Source organism: Corallococcus sp. bb12-1 (assembly GCF_026626765.1).
GTDB classification, from domain to species: Bacteria; Myxococcota; Myxococcia; order Myxococcales; family Myxococcaceae; genus Corallococcus; species Corallococcus terminator.
In genome coordinates, this window is the sequence record NZ_JAPNJZ010000004.1 from 1 (window position 1) to 19,436 (window position 19,436).

General features: G+C 69.5%; 20 protein-coding genes. 10 read left to right on the top strand and 10 right to left on the bottom strand.

The window, feature by feature from the left end:
• Positions 1-871 (bottom strand): 3-deoxy-7-phosphoheptulonate synthase (locus OV208_RS09170; RefSeq protein WP_267573449.1); only part of this gene is annotated, 871 nt, incomplete at its 3' end.
• Positions 872-1,667: 796 nt separating this feature from the next.
• On the bottom strand, positions 1,668-2,426 hold the full coding sequence (locus tag OV208_RS09175) for a 2OG-Fe(II) oxygenase (protein ID WP_267573450.1): 759 nt from the start codon (positions 2,424-2,426) through the stop codon (positions 1,668-1,670).
• A gap of 141 nt (positions 2,427-2,567) precedes the next feature.
• Between OV208_RS09175 and OV208_RS09180 the strand changes: the two genes are divergently transcribed.
• A complete protein-coding gene (locus OV208_RS09180) occupies positions 2,568-4,040 on the top strand; it encodes a hypothetical protein (protein ID WP_420714999.1) in 1,473 nt (490 codons plus the stop codon).
• Positions 4,041-4,135: 95 nt separating this feature from the next.
• Here the strand turns inward: OV208_RS09180 and OV208_RS09185 are convergent, their stop codons facing one another.
• On the bottom strand, positions 4,136-5,152 hold the full coding sequence (locus OV208_RS09185) for an MBL fold metallo-hydrolase (protein ID WP_267573452.1): 1,017 nt from the start codon (positions 5,150-5,152) through the stop codon (positions 4,136-4,138).
• A 139-nt stretch (positions 5,153-5,291) separates the two neighbouring features.
• Between OV208_RS09185 and OV208_RS09190 the strand changes: the two genes are divergently transcribed.
• Positions 5,292-6,218 (top strand): LysR family transcriptional regulator, encoded by a 927-nt coding sequence (locus tag OV208_RS09190; RefSeq protein WP_267573453.1) that lies wholly within the window; start codon positions 5,292-5,294, stop codon positions 6,216-6,218.
• A gap of 10 nt (positions 6,219-6,228) precedes the next feature.
• On the opposite strand, the gene OV208_RS09195 is transcribed toward OV208_RS09190, so the two are convergent.
• A complete protein-coding gene (locus OV208_RS09195) occupies positions 6,229-7,038 on the bottom strand; it encodes an SDR family oxidoreductase (protein ID WP_267573454.1) in 810 nt (269 codons plus the stop codon).
• An 86-nt stretch (positions 7,039-7,124) separates the two neighbouring features.
• Between OV208_RS09195 and OV208_RS09200 the strand changes: the two genes are divergently transcribed.
• Both OV208_RS09200 and OV208_RS09205 read left to right on the top strand, forming a co-directional pair.
• Positions 7,125-7,484 carry a winged helix-turn-helix transcriptional regulator gene (locus OV208_RS09200; RefSeq protein WP_267573455.1) on the top strand — a complete coding sequence of 120 codons (360 nt, stop codon included), beginning with the start codon at positions 7,125-7,127 and terminating at the stop codon, positions 7,482-7,484.
• A gap of 136 nt (positions 7,485-7,620) precedes the next feature.
• Complete coding sequence (locus OV208_RS09205; protein WP_267573456.1) at positions 7,621-8,166, top strand: GNAT family N-acetyltransferase; 546 nt, start codon at positions 7,621-7,623, stop codon at positions 8,164-8,166.
• Here the strand turns inward: OV208_RS09205 and OV208_RS09210 are convergent.
• The 3 genes from OV208_RS09210 to OV208_RS09220 all read right to left on the bottom strand — a co-directional run bounded on the left by OV208_RS09210 (position 8,151) and on the right by OV208_RS09220 (position 10,817).
• Entirely contained in the window at positions 8,151-9,104 is a 954-nt protein-coding gene (locus OV208_RS09210; protein WP_267573457.1) for an RluA family pseudouridine synthase, read from the bottom strand. The two genes, OV208_RS09205 and OV208_RS09210, sit on opposite strands and share 16 nt — an antisense overlap.
• Positions 9,105-9,174: 70 nt before the next feature.
• On the bottom strand, positions 9,175-9,540 hold the full coding sequence (locus OV208_RS09215) for a hypothetical protein (protein ID WP_120532628.1): 366 nt from the start codon (positions 9,538-9,540) through the stop codon (positions 9,175-9,177).
• Between the two features lie 89 nt (positions 9,541-9,629).
• Positions 9,630-10,817: a vWA domain-containing protein gene (locus tag OV208_RS09220; RefSeq protein ID WP_267573458.1), complete on the bottom strand. Its 1,188-nt coding sequence runs from the start codon at positions 10,815-10,817 to the stop codon at positions 9,630-9,632.
• Positions 10,818-10,979: 162 nt separating this feature from the next.
• Between OV208_RS09220 and OV208_RS09225 the strand changes: the two genes are divergently transcribed.
• Positions 10,980-11,507 (top strand): ureidoglycolate lyase, encoded by a 528-nt coding sequence (locus OV208_RS09225; protein WP_267573459.1) that lies wholly within the window; start codon positions 10,980-10,982, stop codon positions 11,505-11,507.
• Between the two features lie 12 nt (positions 11,508-11,519).
• Here OV208_RS09225 and OV208_RS09230 read toward each other — a convergent pair whose 3' ends face one another.
• The gene (locus OV208_RS09230; RefSeq protein WP_267573460.1) at positions 11,520-12,893 is read right to left on the bottom strand and encodes a HEAT repeat domain-containing protein; all 1,374 of its coding nucleotides are present in this window, start codon (positions 12,891-12,893) and stop codon (positions 11,520-11,522) included.
• Positions 12,894-12,961: 68 nt separating this feature from the next.
• Between OV208_RS09230 and OV208_RS09235 the strand changes: the two genes are divergently transcribed.
• Positions 12,962-13,771, top strand: a complete 810-nt coding sequence (locus tag OV208_RS09235) for a class I SAM-dependent methyltransferase (protein WP_267573461.1) — start codon at positions 12,962-12,964, stop codon at positions 13,769-13,771.
• A 4-nt stretch (positions 13,772-13,775) separates the two neighbouring features.
• Here the strand turns inward: OV208_RS09235 and OV208_RS09240 are convergent, their stop codons facing one another.
• Positions 13,776-14,690 carry a DMT family transporter gene (locus OV208_RS09240; protein WP_267573462.1) on the bottom strand — a complete coding sequence of 305 codons (915 nt, stop codon included), beginning with the start codon at positions 14,688-14,690 and terminating at the stop codon, positions 13,776-13,778.
• 123 nt (positions 14,691-14,813) lie between these two features.
• Between OV208_RS09240 and OV208_RS09245 the strand changes: the two genes are divergently transcribed.
• Positions 14,814-15,758, top strand: a complete 945-nt coding sequence (locus tag OV208_RS09245; RefSeq protein WP_267573463.1) for a LysR substrate-binding domain-containing protein — start codon at positions 14,814-14,816, stop codon at positions 15,756-15,758.
• A 70-nt stretch (positions 15,759-15,828) separates the two neighbouring features.
• The gene (locus tag OV208_RS09250) at positions 15,829-16,125 is read left to right on the top strand and encodes a hypothetical protein (RefSeq protein ID WP_267573464.1); all 297 of its coding nucleotides are present in this window, start codon (positions 15,829-15,831) and stop codon (positions 16,123-16,125) included.
• Between the two features lie 62 nt (positions 16,126-16,187).
• Here OV208_RS09250 and OV208_RS09255 read toward each other — a convergent pair whose 3' ends face one another.
• Complete coding sequence (locus OV208_RS09255; RefSeq protein ID WP_267573465.1) at positions 16,188-16,823, bottom strand: NAD(P)-dependent oxidoreductase; 636 nt, start codon at positions 16,821-16,823, stop codon at positions 16,188-16,190.
• A gap of 241 nt (positions 16,824-17,064) precedes the next feature.
• On the opposite strand from OV208_RS09255, the gene OV208_RS09260 reads away from it, so the two are divergent.
• Entirely contained in the window at positions 17,065-17,556 is a 492-nt protein-coding gene (locus OV208_RS09260; RefSeq protein ID WP_267573466.1) for a MarR family winged helix-turn-helix transcriptional regulator, read from the top strand.
• A complete protein-coding gene (locus OV208_RS09265; protein WP_267573467.1) occupies positions 17,543-19,432 on the top strand; it encodes a chloride channel protein in 1,890 nt (629 codons plus the stop codon). The genes OV208_RS09260 and OV208_RS09265 overlap by 14 nt, the downstream gene beginning before the upstream one ends.
• Positions 19,433-19,436: the final 4 nt, after the last annotated feature.

Below are 19,436 nucleotides of genomic sequence, written 5' to 3' on the forward strand. Positions count from 1 at the left end.
CGTCCGTACCCAACCGGGGGATGAGGATGAGCCGGCCTGGACGTGCTCCGGGATTGAGCATGCGCACGAGGTCGCGGACCTCGTGGGCCGTCGCCGAGGGCCCCAGTTTGACGCCGATGGGGTTGGCGATGGAGGCCAGGTAGAGCGCGTGCGGTCCGTCGAGCTGTCGTGTTCTCTCCCCCAACCAAAGCAGATGCGCCCCCCCGTTGATGGCATGCACGGCGCCGGGGACGTTCCGCGTGAGCGCCCTCTCGTAGAGCAGCAGCAGCGCTTCGTGGGAGACGAAGAACTCATGGCCGACCACCGCTCCCGGCCCCGGCCCCTCGGCATCCGCCAGGGCCATGGCGATCTCCGCGAAGAGTGGATGCTCCAGCGCGGCTTGTCCCGCGCGGCCCTCGGACTGGAGGCTCGCGCGGATGCTCCCCAGCGCGATGGCGTCATTCATCAGGTGGACGGTGTGGAGCGCGGCCCGGTACGCCCAGAGCAACCGTTCGGGTCGGTGCTCCCGCTCCCAGTGCGTAGGGCCCCCGCCATTGATGATCTCCCCGCGGAAGACGGGCAGTCGCGTCCCTTGAACGAGTTCGAAGTCCTCGGAGCGGGGCTTGGCGTATTGCCCAGCCATCCGGCCGACCTTGATGATGGGCAGGCCCAGTCTGCGCTCCAGCAATACACCCATCTGCCAGAGGACCCGCTGCCGCGCTTCCACACTCCGCCGTTCGGCGCTCGCGAAGCCCTCCGCGCAATCTCCCGCATGAAGGACGAAAGCCCTGCCGGCCTGCGCCAGCGCGATGCCGTCCAGCAACCGCCCGACCTCCGGCTCGGCGACAATGCCTTCCCGCGTCTCCAGGATCCGCACACAACGGGACGTCAATTGAGGATCCGAATACCTCGCGCCCTGTCGATCCGGCTCGAAGTGAGCGTCCGAGGCGCCTTCACGCCCCTGGCCCAAGACACCACCTCTCAGGTCATTGACAGACAAGGACAGAACGAACTCCGAGAGGGAAAATAGACGTAAAGCGATTGACCACGGACCTCACGGGTGATGCCAGGGAAAAACCCACACACCATGAGCGCACAAGGAGAGACGACCGCCCCCCCCATGGAGAGCACTCTCGCGGAAACCCAAGCCCCCCCTCTTCACCCACTTCGGGGCACCGCGGAATACGATTCGCAGGCCCTGAAACTGTACGATTGCCATTCACTGTCTGTCAACAACACGCCAACACGGATTGGCCGCACATGGGTCAACACCTCACCATGGACCCTTCCATATCGACAGCGTCCCGGCCTCTCAAACAAGGCGGCGGAGAAGCCCCTGGACGACCTGGCAACGTATGAGGTTGCGCAATTCCTGACGCCGCCCTACCCAACAGGGAATTGAATCGGGACCACGCAAAGCGACATCCAGAGCAACGTCACCCGCGACCCTCCAAAACAGCTCACGCCCGGCCATCGGCGACCCTCCAAGAACAAGCCCTCATCACGAAGGCTGCATTCATGAACACCAGGACCCTGGACGTCCCCTTCGTGTATGTCATTCAGGAAGTCACCGGCGACGTAGCCCGGCGAATCCGCACGCAAGCCCCCTGACCCTTGCGACCTACCCTGTCTCCAGAACGAGCACTCGGGCCGGAGTGACGCACCGGCGCACCCGGGCATGCCGAGCGCTAGGAACGCGGTGGCGCCCAGATGGCGCTGTGGGCCTCCGGTGCGTCCGGGGACTCCTGCGCCGTGTAGAAGTACGCCGCGACCGCGGCTCGGCCCCGGTCCTCGGGACACTCCAGCGCGGCGGGGTGGCCATGCCAGTGGTCGTCACCATGGGCCATCACGACCAACCGGTCCAGGAGCGGCGCGATCCGCGTCTCGCACCGGGAGAGGTCGGCGCTCCACAGTTCCAGGTCCCCGCCCCAGGCCGCCTCCCAACCGGGGTTCAGGTAGTAGAGGACGGTGAGCCTGCGCGAGAGCGCTCGGAAGCGATCGCGGTTGAAGTCCGCGTGCAGCGCCAGATGGCCTCCCCGCAGCGTGAGGTGCAGGCCGGCACCCCGGAAGTGCGGATCCGGGATGAGCCCCTGCACGCCAGTGAGGGTCTCCAGGAAGTCGATGAACGACATGCTGGAGAACTCCGCCAGCAGGTGCCGGAGCGCCCCGGGAACATCTTCGAACGCGTTGCGCTGAAGCTGTCCCAGCCGCGCCGCCTGCTCCTGGTGGTCGCGCCGTTTCCAACTGGCCTCGGTGGCACCCGGGAAGATCTCGGCCAGACCAGACGCCAGCCGCTCCCCCAGAAAGCCATCGATGACGACGTGGGGATGGGGCCGTGCGGCGCCGTACGCATCGCGCTGGGCCAACGCAAGCGCACGGAGCGCCTTGCGGGAGAGGAAGAAACTTGGACCCAGCAACGGGCCTTCTTCGAGGATTGCGACGCTCACCGGACCTCTTCCGACGGAAGTTGCCGACCTTCGTTAACAGGCGGCGCGGCCGGCTGGAAGTCCGCTGGGATGCCTGCTCGATGATGACCCGGAGCCGTCGGCCCGGGACTTGCGATGGAGGCTCCGTCAACGGAGGAACGGATGGGCATTCGCACAGGCGTGGTGGGGGCAGGTCTCGCGGTCATGGCTTTGTTGTCGGGGGGTTGCGGTGACAACGCCCCGACAATCGACACCCAGGAGGGGCCGACGTCCGACCCGTCCGATGGAAATGAAGTTCCCACGTTGCCCCCTCCCGGTTCCTCCGAGGATGGCGGCACACCGCCTCCGGAAGAGGATGGGGGAACGACACCGGATGACGGCGGATCACCCGACGCGGGGCCGACGCCCGACCCCGGCGAGCCCCAGGACGCGGGGCCGTGGCCTGGGGACGCGGTGCTCGACTACTCGCGCTCGTTTGGCGTGGGCACACCGCGAAGCGTGGGACTCGATGAGGGGCTGAACCTCTGGCTCCTCGACGGCCGCCGCATTGGCGTGCTGCGTCCGGGCGACAAGGAGCCCACGTGGACCAGCGGCGTCGGTCAGGCGCGCCAGCCGTTCGGCGTGGACTCGCTCGCGACGGATTCGACGGTCATCTGCGGCGGCGAGGCCGGGCGCGCGTACGTGGGCTACAGCGCCAACGAGATGAAGCGCATGGAGGGAGTCGAGCAGCGCACGTACATCCCCAATCCAGGCGATGCGTACTACACGCCCGAACGCTTCGCCGAGTACCAGAAGGGAGACCTGGACGCGGTCCGCGTGCAGCCGGATGGGACCGTCGTGCTCGAGGAACACCTCTGGCAAACCACCGGCGCGTCGAACGCGGGCCGGCAGATTGGCATCCACAACACGAACGACTTCCACTACGAGGAGGATCGCACCGTCCTCAACTGCGCTCGCGTGACGCGCGGCCGGGATCGCGGCGACCTCTACATCACGACGAACCACGGCGTGACGCGCATCCAGGGGCTCACCTACAACAGCCACCGGCACCCGGGCTGGTATCTGTATGAGAACGGCTCGGAGTGGGGATCGCTGCAGTGCCCCTACATGCACGGGCTGGGCATCGCTCCGAACGGGAACGTGCTCGTCGCGAATGAGCAGATGCTCGGCGTGCTCGTGCCCAGCGCGAAGCTGGAGGAATGGGACCGTGAGATGACCTGGGAGGGTCCCACGCCCTGGGTCTTCAAGAGCTTCAACGACGCGCTCAACGGGCAGGCCTCCGATGACTATTGGCGCGCCTTCGAGCAGACCCCCGAGGGTCGCTACTACCTGGGGAGCGCGGAGTTCGGCGTCTGGGCGATGACGCCGAAGTCCCGCTCGACGGGGAACTGGTCGAAGGTCGCGGGACTGCCCACGAATCGCATCCTCTCGCTCAAGGCGACGGATGATGGCGCGCTCTACATCGGAACGAATGGCGAGGGCCTGTGGCGGCTGGAGCCGGACGGCACGACGCTGGCGAGGGTGCAGCAGGTGTCCGGACAACGCGTCCTGCAACTCGTCTACGAACCCACCGTGACGCCAAGCATGCTGCTCGTCCTCACCGACCAGGGACTGACCGTCCTCCGGGGACCGTAGGACGGGCATCTTCCCTGCCCTGCTTCATGAAACCGGGGCGGGAAGCCGCTGATGCTCCAGCGGTTTCCGGCCCCGGTGTTTTTTCAGGCGCCCCCCTACTCCGCGCGGTCCTTCGCGCCCTGCCACCGCTGGCCGGAGCTGTAGTTGGCCGGGATCCACCGGTAGCCCTTCCCTTCCGCGCCGAGCCGGCCCAGGCCGGGAAAGGGCATGTGCGCGAGGCCAATCAGATCGCCGCGCTTCGCGGCCTCCGTGAACGCACGCGCTCGCTGGAATGCCGCCGCGCGCTCATCGACATCGTAGGCGACCGTCACCGAGGGCTCGCGCAGTTGCACCGAGCCGAAGTGCATCAGGTCACCCCACAAGGCCAGCCGCTGCCCACGGCTCTCGACGACGTAGGCGCTGTGTCCGGGCGTATGTCCCGGGGTCTGCATGGCCCGGATGCCCGGGACGATGGCGTCCCCGTCTCCGAACGTCTTCAGCTTCCCCGCGCCCTGGTACGGCCCCACCATCGCCTTCGCCTCCTCGAAGTACTTCGGGTCCACCGGTCCTTTCGCCCGGTCATCGCGACCGAGCCAGAAGCCCGCCTCTCGCGCGTGCACCTGGAGGATGGCGTTGGGGAACGCCCGGCTCACGTTGAGCATGAGCCCGCCGGAGTGGTCGGAATGGATGTGCGTGAGCAGCACCACGTCGATCTGCTCCGGCTGGTAGCCCGCGGCCCGGAGGCTCTGCTGGAGCTGGCCTCCCACGCCGGGGCCGAAGAAGCCCCCAACGCCCGTGTCCACGAGCACCAGCGCCGTGCCGGTGTTGATGAGGAACGCGTTGATGGACAGCTCGACCGGATCCGCCAGGTGGTCGCGCGAGAGCAGCTCCTTCACCCGCTCCGGCGTCGTGTGCGTCGCCACCTCGCTCACCGTCTGGGGAACGGTGCCATCCGACAGCACCGTGACTTCGAAGTCGCCGAGCAGCATCCGGTGGAAGCCGGGCGCCTGGGTCCGCACCTGGGGCGCGGCCGCATGGACGGCGGACGAAAGCAGTGGAGCACCGGCCAGCATCAGCAGCGTGAGGGCGCGAGAGACAGCGTGGAAGGCACCGCGGGGCAGGGGATTTTTCATGGACGAGGAGATACGCCCCGCCTCCGCTGGGATAAACGGGCGCTCTTCACACACTCCGTTTCACCGCTGAAACAATCCGGAGTGCGCACCGAGGCCCTGGGGCCTCCTGTCCGAACGCGGTATGCCGTGCTGGAGGTGGATGATGGACAGGTTCACGGCGATGGAAGCCTTCGTCCGCGTGGTGGAGAGCGGAAGCTTCACCAAGGCGGCGGACGCGCTGGGCCGCCCGAAGGCCGCGGTGACCCGGCTGATCCAACAGCTGGAGGCGCAGCTGCGCGTGAAGCTGCTTCACCGCACCACGCGCCGCGTGACGGTCACCCCGGAGGGCATGACCTACTACCAGCAGGCCCTGCGCCTGTTGGGCGAGGTGCGGGAGCTTGAAGCCACGCTGTCCCAGACACGGCGCGGCCCCCGGGGGCGCCTGCGGGTGGAGTCGAGCGGGACGATCTCCCGGTTGCTCATCGTCCCCGCGCTGCCGTCGTTCTACGCGCGCTACCCCCAACTGCACATCGAGCTGGGCGTGAGCGACCGCGTCGTGGACCTGCTCGCGGACAACGTCGACTGCGCCATTCGCGGAGGCCCCGTGAAGGACGAGTCCCTGGTGGCACGGCACCTGGGCGACCTCTGCTATTGGGTGTGCGCATCACCGCGCTACCTGGAGCGCCACGGCACGCCCGTGCACCCGCAGGAGCTGGCGGGCCCGTCGCACGCGGTGGTCAGCTACTTCTCGTCGCTGAGCGGCAAGGAGCTCCCCTTCGTCTTCGTGCGCGAGGGCGAGCGGCTTGAGGTCCAGGGCCGCAGCCTGCTCACGCTCAACGAAACCAACGCATACCTGGCCGCCGGGCTCGCGGGCCTGGGCGTCATGTACGCGCCGCGCTTCGTGCTGGAGCCGTACCTGGCCTCCGGGGAGCTGGTGCGGGTGATGGAAGGGTGGCGGCTCGAACCCCGGCCCCTGTTCCTGGTCTACCCACCCGCGCGACAACTGGGCGCCGGGGTGAGGGTCTTCATCGACTGGTTGATGGAGCTGTTCGCGAGCCGGCCGAACCTGTGGCGCGATGACAGCTAGCGCTCCCGGGTCAGACCGTCGGAATCGTTCCACCGTCGATGGTGTATTCGCTGCCATGGATGGACGCGGCCCGCGCTGATGCCAGGAAGGCGACGAGCTCCGCGACCTCCTCCGGCCAGGACGGCCGCCCGATGGGAATGCCTCCGAGCGCGTCCATGATGCTCTGGCGCGCGGCGGCCTCGTCGGTGCCCGAGTGCTCCGCGATGCGCTGCACCAGGGCCTCGGATGCGGTGGTGCGGATCCACCCGGGAGCAATCGAATTCACCCGCACGCCCTTGGGTCCCAGCTCCTTGGAGAGGGCCTTGCTGTACGTCGACAGCGCGGCCTTCGCGGCTGCGTAGGCGATGGTGGAATCGTGGAGCGGAAGCCGCCGCTGGATGGATGAGATGTGCAGCACCACGCCCCTTCCGCGTTCAATCATCGCGGGGATGAGCGCGCGATCCAGGCGGACCGCGCCCAGGAGGTTGAGCGAAAGCTCGTCCTGCCAGAGTTCATCCGTGAGCGCGGCGAAGCCGCCTCCGGGCGCGGAGGAGCCCCCCAGGTTGTGCACCAGGATGTCGATGCCTCCGAGCTTGGCCACGACCGTGCGAGCCACCGTGTCCGCGCCTTCGGGAGTGCAGAGGTCCGCTTGCACGAAGAGGCCGGGCGTCGAGCCTGCGGGAATCGCCGAGCGTGCGACCGCGACGGTCACCGCGCCCGCGGCGCTGAGCCGGCGAACGATGGCCTGACCGGCCCCCTTGGTTCCTCCCGTCACGAGCACACGCTGGTCCGCGAACTCGCGCGGATCGATGACGAAGCGAGGGATTGCTGTTTCGGACACGGGCTTCTCCTGTGGAGGGATGGCCTTAGGAATGGCGTTAGACTCGCCCGGTGACAAGAGCGCACGAAGAAGTGGGGGACGCACCCGTGGGTAAGTATGAGGAACCGCCGACGCCCGACGCCGCGGCGGACCGGGTCGAGGAAGCCCTGAAGCTGATTGAAGGACGCTGGAAGCTGGTGATCCTCTTTCAGCTCTTCGGGGGTCGCGTGGTGCGCTTCTCGGAGTTCGAGCGGGCCATCCCTGGCATCTCCCAGAAGATGCTGGCGCAGCAGCTCCGTCAGTTGGAGCGCGACGGCCTGGTGAGCAGGGTCGTGTACGCGGAGGTCCCCCCGCGCGTCGAATATCGACTCACCGCGTGGGGTCAGTCCTTGTGCCCGGCGCTCGATGGGCTGCTCCGCTGGGCAGCGACCCGCGAAGCGCTCACCGACGGGGCACCGGGTTCCTGACGCGAAGTCCGTGTCGCCTTGTTCCAAGCGGGAGCAACCCAGGTGCGTCCCAGGCCGCGTATAGGCTGGGTGCGGGCCGGTGGGCGGAGCCGATGACCCGTGGAGGCGGACCATGGCGGTGCTGGAGTTAGACAGGATGGAGACGTCCAGGCTCGTGTTGAGGCGGCTGCGCGCGGAGGACCTGGACGCGCTGGTGGCCTACCGCGACGACCCCGAGGTGGCGCGCTACCAGAGCTGGAGCGACTACGACGCGGAGCGGGGCCGAAAGCTCATCGAGATGATGTCCACGCGCCAGCCCGGCGAGCCCGGGTGGTTTCAGTTCGCCATCGCGCTGAAGGACACCGATACCCTGGTGGGGGACTGCGCGCTGCGCGTGGACGAGCAGGACCCGCGCGTGGGAGAGATTGGCTTCACGCTCTCACGGCACCACCAGGGTCAGGGGCTGGGCACCGAGGCCGTGCGAGCGCTGCTGGGCTACGTGTTCGGCACGCTGCGCCTGCACCGGATCATCGCCGTGACGGACGCGAAGAACACCGCCGCGGCGGCCGTGCTGGAGCGGCTGGGCATGCGGCGCGAGGGGCACTTCATCGAGAATGTCTTCTTCAAGGGCGCCTGGGGTGACGAGTTCCAGTACGCCCTGCTCGGCCGTGAGTGGACGAAGCCTGGTCACGAAGGGGCATGATCGGGGCTCCGAGCCCTTTCCGTCGCCATCCTCAATCCATCCGGGGGTGGGGCGTGCAGCCGAAGGCGCTCTCCCGTGAGGGGATGCGTGAACGCAAGCGTCTCCGCGTGGAGCAGGTAGCCGCCATCCCCGGGCAGGCCGGGCTCGCTCGCGCGGGGCAGACCTCCCGAGGCGAACATCGGATCCCCGGTGAGCGGATGACCGATGTACGCTAGGTGGATGCGGATCTGCTCGGGGCGCCCCGTGTGGATGCGCACCTCGAAGAGGGTCTGTCCGTCACGCCGCTCCAAGACGGTGGCGTGGCTGTGTGACGGTTTGCCCTGCTCGGTCGCCCCGTGCACGGAGCCCAGCACGGGGTGCGGCACCAGCCCGATGGGCGCGTGGATGTCGTAGGCATCCTGCGCCGCGACCCCATCCGAGAGCGCCCGGTAGCGCTTCTCCACGTCACCCTCGCGCCAGTTGCGTGAGAGCTTCGCGGCGGCTTCGTGCGTGCGGGAGAAGAGCACCAGCCCGGAGGTCGCCCGCCCCAGCCGGTGCAGCGCGGAGGCCTCCGGCCAGCGCAGCCGCACGAAGGAGAGCAGCGTGTTCTTGAGGAAGCCCCCGGAGGGCAGCGTCGGCAGTCCGCTCGGCTTGATGACCCCGAGCAGCGAGGCGTCCTCGTACACCAGCTCGAAGCTGTCCGGCGTCTCCCCTTCTCGCCAGGGCGGACGGTGCCAGCAGAGCTCCTGGTGGGCTCGCAGCCGCTCGTCGCCCGTCGCCGTGACGCCGTCCAGCCGCACCTCGCCGCGCACGAAGCGCGCACGCCACTCCTCCTCCGTGGAGTGACGGTACGCGTCCGTCAGGTAGGCGAGCGCGGTGCTCCCCACGGAGGCCGCGCCAATCCGCTCGCGATACACGTAGCCGTCGTTCAGGCCGGCGGAGTCGTCAGGCTTGGACATCACCCGCGCACTCTACGGTCCAGGGCGCGCATTCGCGGCAACCATCGAGGGCTCGGCGGAGCGGGCGGCATCAGGGCGGGCCGCCCTCGGTCTCCACGATGGCCGCGAGGAACAACACATACGTCAGCTCGGCCACGGGCCGCTTCTCCCGCCGGGCCTGGAGCCGCAGCGCCTTCGGCAGGGAGCAGGGCCGTCCGCGCTCACCGTCGCGCATCTGGACGTGGCCTCTTTCGGAATAGCCCACCACCTGCCAGCCCAGCTTGCACAGCGCCGCACTGAGGTCGTCGGTGAGCTGGTGGTGGATGGCGCGAGCGATGGGCACGGGACTGAAGCGCTCGCTCGACCAGCTCCCCGCTTCCTCCCGCCAGCCGCGGGCGCGCAGGTAGTTCGCCTTGCGCGCCAGCGACAGTCCTCCGACGTGGCGCTCGAGCTTCATTGCAACGCTCGGCGCGGGAAGAAGAGGGACATGGGTGGGAGCCCGCCATATCGCGCGGGCTCCGCGTGCACCAGGGCCCTCCAGCAGACCTACTCCAGCATCAGCTTGCGCGCCGCCGCCTGCGTGCGCACCGACTGGATGATGGCCGTGTCGAGGGTGTCCGCGCCCTTGTTCTCCGCCGCCTTCGAGGCGAGGAACTTCTCGCGCTCCCCCTGGAGCGTCTGGATGCGGGTCTGGATGTCCGAGCGCTCCTTCGTCTTCGCATCCACGATGGCCTTGCGCTCCTCCACCGACTTGCCCTTCAGCTCCGTCGGCAGGTCCTCATCCTTGAGCGCCTCCACCTTCACCGTCCCCTTCTTGGCGCCGTCCACCAGGTCCCAACTGGAGTTGTCATAGAGGCGGCTCGCCTTGGACGCCGCGCGCGAGGCGGTGGCGCCGGCGCTGACCCCGGCGTTGCTGTCCTGGGCCTCCTGCCGCAGCTTGCTCGCGCGCCCTTCCGACCCGTAGCCCAGGTACGTCTTGCTCAAATCCCCGCTCAGCCGCGCCAGCTCCGCGTCCTGGGGGGCCGGCACGTGGGCCACCGCGCGATTCTGGTCGATGTTCAGCGCCTGCCCCTGGGCGAGCGCCGCCGCGGCCGTCCAACCCTCCCGAGCCCCCACCTCCGCGGGGCCACAGTGGATGGTGTTCACGATGATGCCGTGCTCCTTCGCGCTGGCGATGGCCGTCGAGTAGACGACGGGCCCCTGGGTGAAGGGCTCGTTGCCCGCGATGTAGATGAGCTTCAGGTCCTCCTTCGACTTGCTCCAGGACAACTGGGTGGTGGCCTTCTGGATGGCCTGCCCGCAGTACTCATCGCCACCGTTGGTGCGCAGCGCGAAGAGCTGCTCGGAGACCTTGTCCAGGTCCGTGGTGAAGGGCAGCAGCTGGCGGATGTAGCCGTCCTTCGCATCGATGTCGGACTTGCCGTACTCGTAGAGGGCGATCTCCAGCCGGGCCATCTGGCCATCGCGGCGGGCCTTCTGGAACGTGTTCACCACCGTCCAGAGCTGACGCCGGGCCTGGTCGATGAGGCCATCCATGCTGCCGCTGGTGTCCAGCAGCAGGGCGATCTGCACCCGGGGCGCGGACGTCGCCGCGTCCACCACCGCGGGCGCGGGACCGACGGGCTTCGCCTTCACGTCGGGCGCCACCGACCCGGTGGGCGCGGCCGGGGTCCTGGCGTGAGCGACTTGAGGAAGGGCGAGCAGACCAAGACCGAGGGCGAGAGGCTTGAACATGGGGTTCTCCGGCGGGATGACGCGAGCGGCTCGGGAGGCCCGCGCCGTCAGGTTTCCCTTGAACGCATGGGGTGCGAAAAAGGTCTGACCCGGGTGTTCGCCAGGGCTTGGGGGCCCGCGCGACCTCACCTTCCGGGCCCCGACCCCCGTATATTTCCCCGCATGAAGGAAGCCGCCGCCCCGCCCCGCTCCATCGTCGCGCGCCCCCTGACTCCGGAGGCCTTCGCGCCCTTTGGCGACGTCGTGTCCGCCGGCCTCAAGAGCGGTGCATCCGCGAACCAGGGCACCGCGGTGCGCTTCGACTGGTCGGCGAAGCTGGAGAGCGACCGCGCGGGGGCGAAACCCAACCTCGCGGTGTTCCGCTCAGTGCCGCAGCCCCTGCCCTTCCAGGTGAAGCTGCTCGAACACCACCCGCGCTCCAGCCAGGCGTTCCTGCCCATGCGCTGCTCGCGGTTCCTCGTGTGCGTCGCGCCGACCTCGCCGTCGGGCGGCCCCGACCTGGACGGGCTCGTCGCGTTCGTCTGCGGCCCCGGCCAGGGCATCAACTACCACCGGGGCGTGTGGCACCACCCCATCATCGCGCTCGACACCCCCGCCGAGTTCGCGATGCTCGCGTGGGAGGACGGGAGCCCGGAGGACTGCGTCGTGCGCCAGTTCTCCGCCCCCCTGTCCGTGCTCGTCGGGGACTGAAGCCCCGGCGCCCTACTTCGGCTGGCGCGCGAGCCACGCGCGCCACGCTTCGGCGGTGTCGTGCTTCTCTCCGGACAGCCGCTCCAGCACCTTGAGCGCGGGGTCCCGGTTGATGGGCTGCTGGAGCGCCGCCATCGCCACCAGACTCTCACCGAGCTGACGGGTGAGCCCTGCCCGCTGCGCCTCCAGGGCCTCCGGTGAGAGATCCTCCAGCAGATACAAGAGCAGGAAGAGGGCCTTGTTGCGGTCGCTCGTGGTCGGCATCGACGCCGCATCCACCACCGTGGCCACGTCCAGCAGGGGCTCCTTCGCGACCTCCTGCGTGGCGGTCAGCACGCGCAGCACGTTGTTGCGCACCATCGAGGAGGAGTCGCGAATGAAGGGCACCAACCGCCGGACGGACTCCCGCGCCGTGGGTGCATAGGCCAGCAGGTACGCGGCCGCGGCGCGGTGGTCCTCGTTCGCGTCCTCGCGCAGCACCGCCGTCAACGCGTCCAGCGACTTCGGGACCTTGGCCAGGAACTCCGGCTCATAGCCCACGAGGTCCGGGTGACCGAAGCCTCCAATGCAGTGGGCGACCTGACAGCCGGACGTCTCGTCGAGCCGCCCCTGGATTTGAAGCGGCGTCAGGCGCTGGAAGTAGGCGTTCCACTTCGCGACCAGTCCTTCGGGGTCCGTGGGATGGCCCTGGGGCACCGGGAGGAAGCGCAGCCGGGCCGCGTCCTCGGCGTCCACCAGGTCCACCGTCACGAAGGCACTGCCCTTCAGCTCCTCAGCGAAGAAGATGATCATCCCCACCTTGGCGAAGGCCAGGTTGAACTGCTTGCGCAGCACGGCCTCCTTCTGGGCGAAGAGCGCACCGCTGTGCACAATGGGTTTGCCCACCGTCAAGCCCAGCACCCGGCGGACCGTCTCCACATCCGCCCTCCGGGAACCGAAGGCATCCACGCCCGCGAGCGTGGGCACCGGGAACGGCGGCTCCGGGGCCTTCAGGAGGTTGGCCCGGGCCTGCGCGACGATGTCCCCCCACGGCGCCAGCGCGTGCAGCGGCTCCAGCTCCGGGTTGTACTGGAGATGATCCGCGTCGAAGTAGCCGCCCTGGACCGAGCGCTGCAACACCTCCACCGCCGCCTGCGTGTTGCCCGCGAGCGCTTCGCATCCCGCCGCGCGGTAGAGGGACTCCGCCCGGGCCGCCCCGTCCGCGGCCGCTGCCGCGGACGCGCGGAACCCCTCGGCGCAGCGTGAGAAGTCCAACGCCTCGTAGGACTGCTCGGCCGACTCCGTGAGCGCCTCCGCCCCAGCGCCCTGCTCCGGCCCCGCCGCCTTCGAGGAGTGCGCACAGCCCGTGCCCAGCACGGCCATGCACAGCGTCATCAAGACCCTCATTCCGGACCTTCCTTTCGGAAAAAGACCCATCTCATGCAAGCTCCCGGTGCGTTTCAAGGAGGGGATGCATGGCGAACGCTGTATCGAAGACCGCGTACTACACCCTGGGCTGCCGGGTGGCGGACGCGCAGAGGCCACGTCCCCTGTGTGGTGACACCTTCGCCGCGCGGTTCATGAACGACGAGGCGCGGCAGGTCTGGGAGCGCTTCCAGTCCTTCACCCAGCCCAATGCCAGCAACGCCGCGCGGCATCAGATCATCGACACGCTCGTGCAGGAGGAGCTGGACAAGGAACCCCAGGCCCGGGTCGTGGTGCTGGGCGCGGGCTTCGACACGCGGGCCTACCGACTGCGGGGCGGGCGGTGGCTGGAGGTCGACGACGCCAGCATCATCACCCAGAAGGACGCGAGCCTTCCGGCGGCGGAGGCGAAGAACCCCCTGGAGCGCATCGCCATCGACTTCGCCACGGAGTCGCTCGCCGCCCGGCTGGCGCCGTACCGGGACTCGCGGCGCACGCACGTCATCCTCGAAGGCGTGCTCATGTACCTGACGCAGGCCCAGCGCCGGGACATGCTCGCCGTGCTCCGGGACGTGTTTCCCCAGCACGTGGTGTATTGCGACCTGATGCGGGCCACCTTCCAGACCCGGTTCAGCCGTGCCCTGTACGCGGTGCTGTCCGACATGGGCGCGTTCTTCCACGACATGACGGACACGCCCGAGGCCGTCTTCCTGGAGGCCGGCTACAAGCCCGCTTCCGCTACCTCCGTCCCCCTCCGCTCGGCGGAGCTGACGGGCCAGCGTGTGCCGGCGTTCCTCATCCGCCACCTCGCGCGCCCGGTGCGCGACGGCTACCGCATCTGGAAGTTCGAGCGGACCTGACGCCTCACGTCGCCTTCCGTGCCGCGGGCGGCTGGCCCAGCGCCACGCTGCCCAGGATGAGCGTGCCCGCGATGAGCATGGAAGGCGTCAGCGGCTCATCCAACAGCAGCCAGGCCCAGGCCACCGCGAACAACGGCACCAGATAGGTGACGGAGACGGCGCGCGCCGCGCCGATGCGCTGGATGAGGCGGTAGTACACGGCATATGCGAAGCCCGTGCAGACAATGCCCAGGGACGCCGCCGCCAGCCACGGCCGCGCTCCGATGGGCTCGGCCGGCCACGTGGCGACGGCGAAGGGCAGCATCAGCAGCGCGGAGCAGCTCAGTGTGGCAGCCGCGACCGCGGCGGCGGGCAGGCCGGTGAGCTGGCGCCGCACCATGTTCGCGCCAATGCCATACAGGAATGCCGCCAGGGTCCCCGCCGCCGCCGCCCAGGCGATGCTCTCCCCCGCCGCCTTGCCGCTGGCCAGCACCACCACGCCGACGAAGCCCGTGAGGAGCGCCACCGCCCGCTTCACGCCGATGCGCTCCCCATAGAAGAGGAACGCCACCAGCGCGGTGAACAGCACCGCCATGCTGTTGGTGATGGCGCCGACGCCAGCGGGCGCACGCCGCGCGGCCCAGGCGAACAGCGCGAAGGGGATGGCCGAGTTGAGCACGCCCACCAGCGCCAGCTTCGGCCACAGGCCGGGCCCGAAGGACGAACGCGCCCGCCACAGGAACGGCATCAACACCAGGGCGCCCAGCGCGAGCCGCAGCTCCACCAGCGGCAGCGGACCGAAGGCCGGGGCCGCGATGCGCATGAACATGAAGGAGGCGCCCCAGACGGCGGCCAGCCCTCCCAGTTCGAGCGGGGTGAGCCACGCCCGGGTGAGCGAGGGTGAAACGGGGTGTGGATGGGTGAGACCGGAAACGCTCATGGCGGGTCCCCTGACGGGAGGAATGAACCTGGCTTCTGCCTGGGCCTTTATTCACGCCGTCCCCCCTCCTTCCACAAGCGCATACTTTCCGGGTCAGCCACGAGCGAGATTTGAGGCTCCACCATGACCCTGCGCACGGATCTGCTTCCCGCCCTGGCGGCCTTCGAGTCCGCCGCCCGCCACCAGAACTTCGCCCATGCGGCGGAGGAGCTGCACCTGACCGCCAGCGCGGTCAGCCACCACGTGCGCAAGCTGGAGGGACGGCTGGGCATCGTGCTGTTCCAGCGGCATGCGCGCGGCGTGTCGCTGACCGCCGAGGGCCGGCAGCTCGCGGATGCCGCCAGCAACGCGATGGCGGACATGGACAGCGTCCTGGGCGCCTTGCACCGCTCGCGTGCGGACGACGACGTGGTGCGCATCACCACCCTGCACTCGCTGGCGTACGCGTGGCTGCTGCCGCGCCTGCCCCGGTTCGCCGCCATGCACCCGCGCGTCCGCCTCCACGTCGACACGGAGCATTCGCTGACACGCTTCGACGAGGGCGGCCCGGACGTGGGCATCCGCTATGGGCAGGGGCACTGGCCGGGGCTGAGCGCGCAGCCCCTGATGGAGGACGCGCTGTTTCCCGTGGCCTCCGCGAAGCTGGACGGCTTCGAGCAGGTGCGCGACGCGGCGGACATCGCGAAGCTGCCCCTGGTGGCCGACCTGTCGCGTCAGGGCTGGCAGGACTGGTTCCGGGCCGCGGGCGTGCGAGCCCCCCGGTTCAACGAGCGCTACAGCTTCAGCGACAGCACCGGCGCGCTGATGGCCGCGGTGCAGGGCCTGGGCGCGGCGCTCGCCCGCGACAAGATTGTCACGCCCTACTTCGCGGACGGACGGCTCGTCCGACTCCCCGGGCCCACTGTGCCCACGCGCTTCAGCTACTTCGTCGTGACTCCGTCGCACCGGCGGCCCCGCCCGGCCGCGCGCGCGTTCATCGACTGGCTGCTCAACCAGCCAGGACAGCCCGACCCCGGCGCCGCTCCGACGCAAGGCGTTGCACCGTCACGCCGGAAAGTTCGGCAATGACTGTCCAACCTTTCAACAGACGTCGAAAGCGCCCAGACTGGCCGCGCAGTTCCCCTCAAAAGGAGCACGCATGCGCACGCTGATGAAGTCCCTGCTGACGGTCTCGGCTGTCCTGTCCCTCGCGCCCACGGCTGCCTTTGCCCTGCCGCCGCAGTGTGATGACATCTGCTGGTCGGAGTCGTGCGACACGCCGTGTGGCATCCGCAACCGCTGGAGCACGTGTGGGGCCTGGGATCCGGGCCTGTGCCTGGGCGCCGTCACGCCCTCCGAGCCCACGGCCTCGGTGACCTCCGATGAGGCTCTCCAGGCGGAGGACTCCGCGCAGGTCTGCAGCGAGGAGCATCCGGACACCCCCACGGAGAGCTGAGTCGCGGCATCCGCTCGCGAGGTCCGGGCTCCACGGCCGGGCCTCGCGGCGTTTCAGTCCACTCAGCCGCCCAGTTGGACCGAGTGCTTCACCCAGGTGTCGACCTCCACGGCCTTCACGAGGAAGTCCGCCACGTCCGCCCGGGAGATGGAGAAGGGCACCTTCTCGATGGCGGTCTTCGTCACGTACTGATTGCGCGCGGGCCCGTCGGTGAGCCGGCCCGGCCTCGCGATGACCCAGTCGAGCCCGCTGCCGCGCACGAGCTGCTCCTGCCGGTCGTGGTCCTCGAAGGGCAGCTTCAGGATGAACCCCACCACCAGGGTGCGCACCAGGAAGTTGCCGAGCTGACGGCTGTCCCCCGTCCCCAGCGCGCTCAGCACCGACAGCTTGCGCACGCCGTGCGCCTTCATCGCGTCGATGACGAGGCCGGTGCCCTGGCTGAAGTAGTTCGGGTTCTCCTTGAACGCCTTCAGCTGCGTCGCGGACGCGGTGATGATGACCGCATCCTGTCCTTGCACGGCCTCCTCCACGGAGGCGCGCTGGTGGAAGTCTCCCTTCATCCGCGTCAGCTTCGGGTGCTCCAGCACCAGCTTCTGCGGACTGCGCGCGAAGGCCGTCACGTCATGCCCCCGGTCCAACGCAGTCCGGACCGCGAGCGCACCCGTTCCCTGTGATGCCCCGATGACCACGATTCGCATGTCGCTGCCCCTCCCTGGGCGCGGACCGTAACGCCGCGCCTCCCACACCGCCAGGGTTCCGCGTCCCCACCGCGGGTCCGGGCCCGCGTCCCGACAGGAGCCCGGTCCCCCGGCCGTCGGGCCTGCTCCGCGCTTTTGCTTGTGCCCACGCACCGGGGCCCGTAGCTTGGGGAGATATATGGGCTCCCATTCAAATCGACCCGCGCCACCGTCAGCGGTCGCCGGTGAGGTTCGCTCGGCCATGGAGGGCGTGCGCCGGCTGGTGCGCGTGTTGAGGGTCTCCGCGCGCGCCTCCGAACGGCTGGTGGGCATCAGCGGTGCCCAGCTCTTCATCCTCCAGGAACTGGCGGAGGCCGGGCCCTGCTCCATCAACGCCCTGGCGGAGCGCACGCTCACGCATCAGAGCAGCGTGTCCGTCGTCGTGGCGAAGCTCATCGAGCAGGGCCTGGTGCGCCGCAGCCGTTCCCCCGAGGACGGCCGCCGGGTGGAGGTGTCGCTGGAGCCCGCGGGCCGGGCCCTGGTGAAGAAGGCGCCGCCCATGGCCCAGGCCCGCCTCATCTCCGGCTTGCGCAAGCTGGAGCCCCGTGTGCGCACCGGCCTGGTGCGGGGCCTGGAGGCCTGGGTGCGAGAGCTGGGGCTGGAGGGAGACGTGCCCACGCTCTTCTTCGAGGACGAAGCCGCGCGCCCTTCCAACAAACGCAAGTCGCGGGAGCACACCGATGAAGAAGCCTGACGTGGAACGCATCGAGGAAGCGGTGGGAGAAGGGCCCGAGGCACGAGCCCAGCTCCCGGTGGCCCCGTCCATGGGCCCCGCGCTCGCGAACCTGCGGGCGCCCCACCTTCACGAATCGGTGGACCGCCGCGCGGTGTTCATCAGCGCCATGGCGGTGGTGCTCGCGGTCGTGGCGGCGCTCGTGGCCCAGGGGCTGGGTTCGCTGATCCACTTCTTCACGAACCTCGCCTTCTTCGGCCGGCTTTCCGTGCAGCCGGCGTCTCCCGGGGACAACACGCTGGGCGCCTGGGTCATCATCGTTCCCGTGCTGGGCGCGATCGTCGTGGGCCTGATGGCGCGCCATGGCTCACGGGCCATCCGCGGCCACGGTATCCCCGAGGCCATGGAGCAGGTGCTGTACAACCAGAGCCGCATCCCGCCCCGGATGACCCTGCTCAAGCCGCTGTCGGCGGCGATCGCCATCGGCACGGGCGGCCCGTTCGGCGCGGAAGGCCCCATCATCGCCACCGGGGGCGCGCTGGGGTCGCTGCTGGGCCAGGGCCTCCATGTGACGGCCGACGAGCGCAAGGCGTTGCTCGCCGCAGGAGCCGCCGCGGGCATGGCCGCCACCTTCGGCGCGCCGGTGTCCGCGGTCCTGCTCGCCGTGGAGTTGCTGCTCTTCGAGTTCAAGCCCCGCTCCGTCATCCCCGTGGCGCTGGCCACCGCCACCGCCACCGGCGTGCGGATCGCCTTCATGGGGGGCGCGCCGGCCTTCGCCATCCCGGACCTCGTGACGCCTTCTGGAAGCGCGCTCGCCTTCTACGGGGTGATGGGTGTCGTCATGGGCATGGCGTCCGTGGCGTGCACGCGGGCGGTGTACTGGCTGGAGGATGCGTTCGAGAAGCTCCCCCTGCACTGGATGTGGTGGCCCGCGCTGGGCGGCGTCGTCGTGGGGGTGGTGGGGTGGCTGTCCCCGCGCACGCTGGGCGTGGGCTACACCAACATCGAGGACATCCTGTCGGGCCGCTTCGTGGGCATGGCCATGATTGCCTTCTGCGCGTTGAAGTTCATCTCCTGGTCCGTGGCGCTGGGAAGCGGGACGTCCGGCGGAACGCTGGCGCCCCTGTTCACGCTCGGCGGAGGTCTGGGCTCCGGCCTGGGCCTGCTCGCCGCGCACCTGTTCCCCGCCCTGGGCGTGGACGTGCGCGTGGCGGCGCTGGTGGGCATGGCCGCCCTCTTCGCGGGGGCCTCTCGCGCGCTGCTGACCTCGGTGGTGTTTGCCTTTGAAACCACGCGACAGCCGCTGGGCCTGCTGCCACTGCTGGCCGGCTGCTCGGTGTCCTATCTCGTGTCCGCGCTGCTCATGCGGCACTCCATCATGACGGAGAAGCTGGCCCGGCGCGGAGGCCGCATCCCCACGGAGCTGGGCGCGGATGCCCTGGGACAGGCGCTCGTGCGCGACCATGGCCTGAGGCCCGTGGTGACGCTCCAGGCGGAGCAGCCCGTGGAGGCCGTGCGCGCATGGCTCGCGTCCGACGCCGCGGGCTCGCGCCACCAGGGCTTTCCCGTCGTCTCCGCCGAGGGCGTGCTCCTGGGTGTCCTGACGCGCAGGGATCTGCTGGACGGTCAGGACGCGGGCGTCCGGCGGATGAAGGACCTGGTGAAACGCCCTCCCGCGGTGGTCTTCGACGACAGCTCCCTGCGCGAGGCGGCGGACCTGATGATGGACGAAGGCGTGGGCCGCCTGCCGGTGATGGCCCGCGACCGGCCCGGCCACCTCGTGGGCATCCTCACCCGCAGCGACCTGCTCGCGGGCCACCGGCAGCGCCGGGAGAACGCCCACCGGAGGGAGCGGGGCCTGGGCGCCCCTCGGCCCCCGGCAGCCCACCCGGCCTGACGCC

What these genes read in the sequence shown, in the direction of transcription:
- OV208_RS09180 (WP_420714999.1), top strand. Translation starts at nt 2,568, where the DNA reads ATGGGCATTCGCACAGGCGTGGTGGGGGCAGGTCTCGCGGTCATGGCT.
- OV208_RS09185 (WP_267573452.1), bottom strand. Translation starts at nt 5,152, where the DNA reads ATGAAAAATCCCCTGCCCCGCGGTGCCTTCCACGCTGTCTCTCGCGCC.
- OV208_RS09190 (WP_267573453.1), top strand. Translation starts at nt 5,292, where the DNA reads ATGATGGACAGGTTCACGGCGATGGAAGCCTTCGTCCGCGTGGTGGAG.
- OV208_RS09205 (WP_267573456.1), top strand. Translation starts at nt 7,621, where the DNA reads ATGGAGACGTCCAGGCTCGTGTTGAGGCGGCTGCGCGCGGAGGACCTG.
- OV208_RS09210 (WP_267573457.1), bottom strand. Translation starts at nt 9,104, where the DNA reads ATGTCCAAGCCTGACGACTCCGCCGGCCTGAACGACGGCTACGTGTAT.
- OV208_RS09215 (WP_120532628.1), bottom strand. Translation starts at nt 9,540, where the DNA reads ATGAAGCTCGAGCGCCACGTCGGAGGACTGTCGCTGGCGCGCAAGGCG.
- OV208_RS09220 (WP_267573458.1), bottom strand. Translation starts at nt 10,817, where the DNA reads ATGTTCAAGCCTCTCGCCCTCGGTCTTGGTCTGCTCGCCCTTCCTCAA.
- OV208_RS09225 (WP_267573459.1), top strand. Translation starts at nt 10,980, where the DNA reads ATGAAGGAAGCCGCCGCCCCGCCCCGCTCCATCGTCGCGCGCCCCCTG.
- OV208_RS09230 (WP_267573460.1), bottom strand. Translation starts at nt 12,893, where the DNA reads ATGAGGGTCTTGATGACGCTGTGCATGGCCGTGCTGGGCACGGGCTGT.
- OV208_RS09235 (WP_267573461.1), top strand. Translation starts at nt 12,962, where the DNA reads ATGGCGAACGCTGTATCGAAGACCGCGTACTACACCCTGGGCTGCCGG.
- OV208_RS09240 (WP_267573462.1), bottom strand. Translation starts at nt 14,690, where the DNA reads ATGAGCGTTTCCGGTCTCACCCATCCACACCCCGTTTCACCCTCGCTC.
- OV208_RS09245 (WP_267573463.1), top strand. Translation starts at nt 14,814, where the DNA reads ATGACCCTGCGCACGGATCTGCTTCCCGCCCTGGCGGCCTTCGAGTCC.
- OV208_RS09250 (WP_267573464.1), top strand. Translation starts at nt 15,829, where the DNA reads ATGCGCACGCTGATGAAGTCCCTGCTGACGGTCTCGGCTGTCCTGTCC.
- OV208_RS09255 (WP_267573465.1), bottom strand. Translation starts at nt 16,823, where the DNA reads ATGCGAATCGTGGTCATCGGGGCATCACAGGGAACGGGTGCGCTCGCG.
- OV208_RS09260 (WP_267573466.1), top strand. Translation starts at nt 17,065, where the DNA reads ATGGAGGGCGTGCGCCGGCTGGTGCGCGTGTTGAGGGTCTCCGCGCGC.
- OV208_RS09265 (WP_267573467.1), top strand. Translation starts at nt 17,543, where the DNA reads ATGAAGAAGCCTGACGTGGAACGCATCGAGGAAGCGGTGGGAGAAGGG.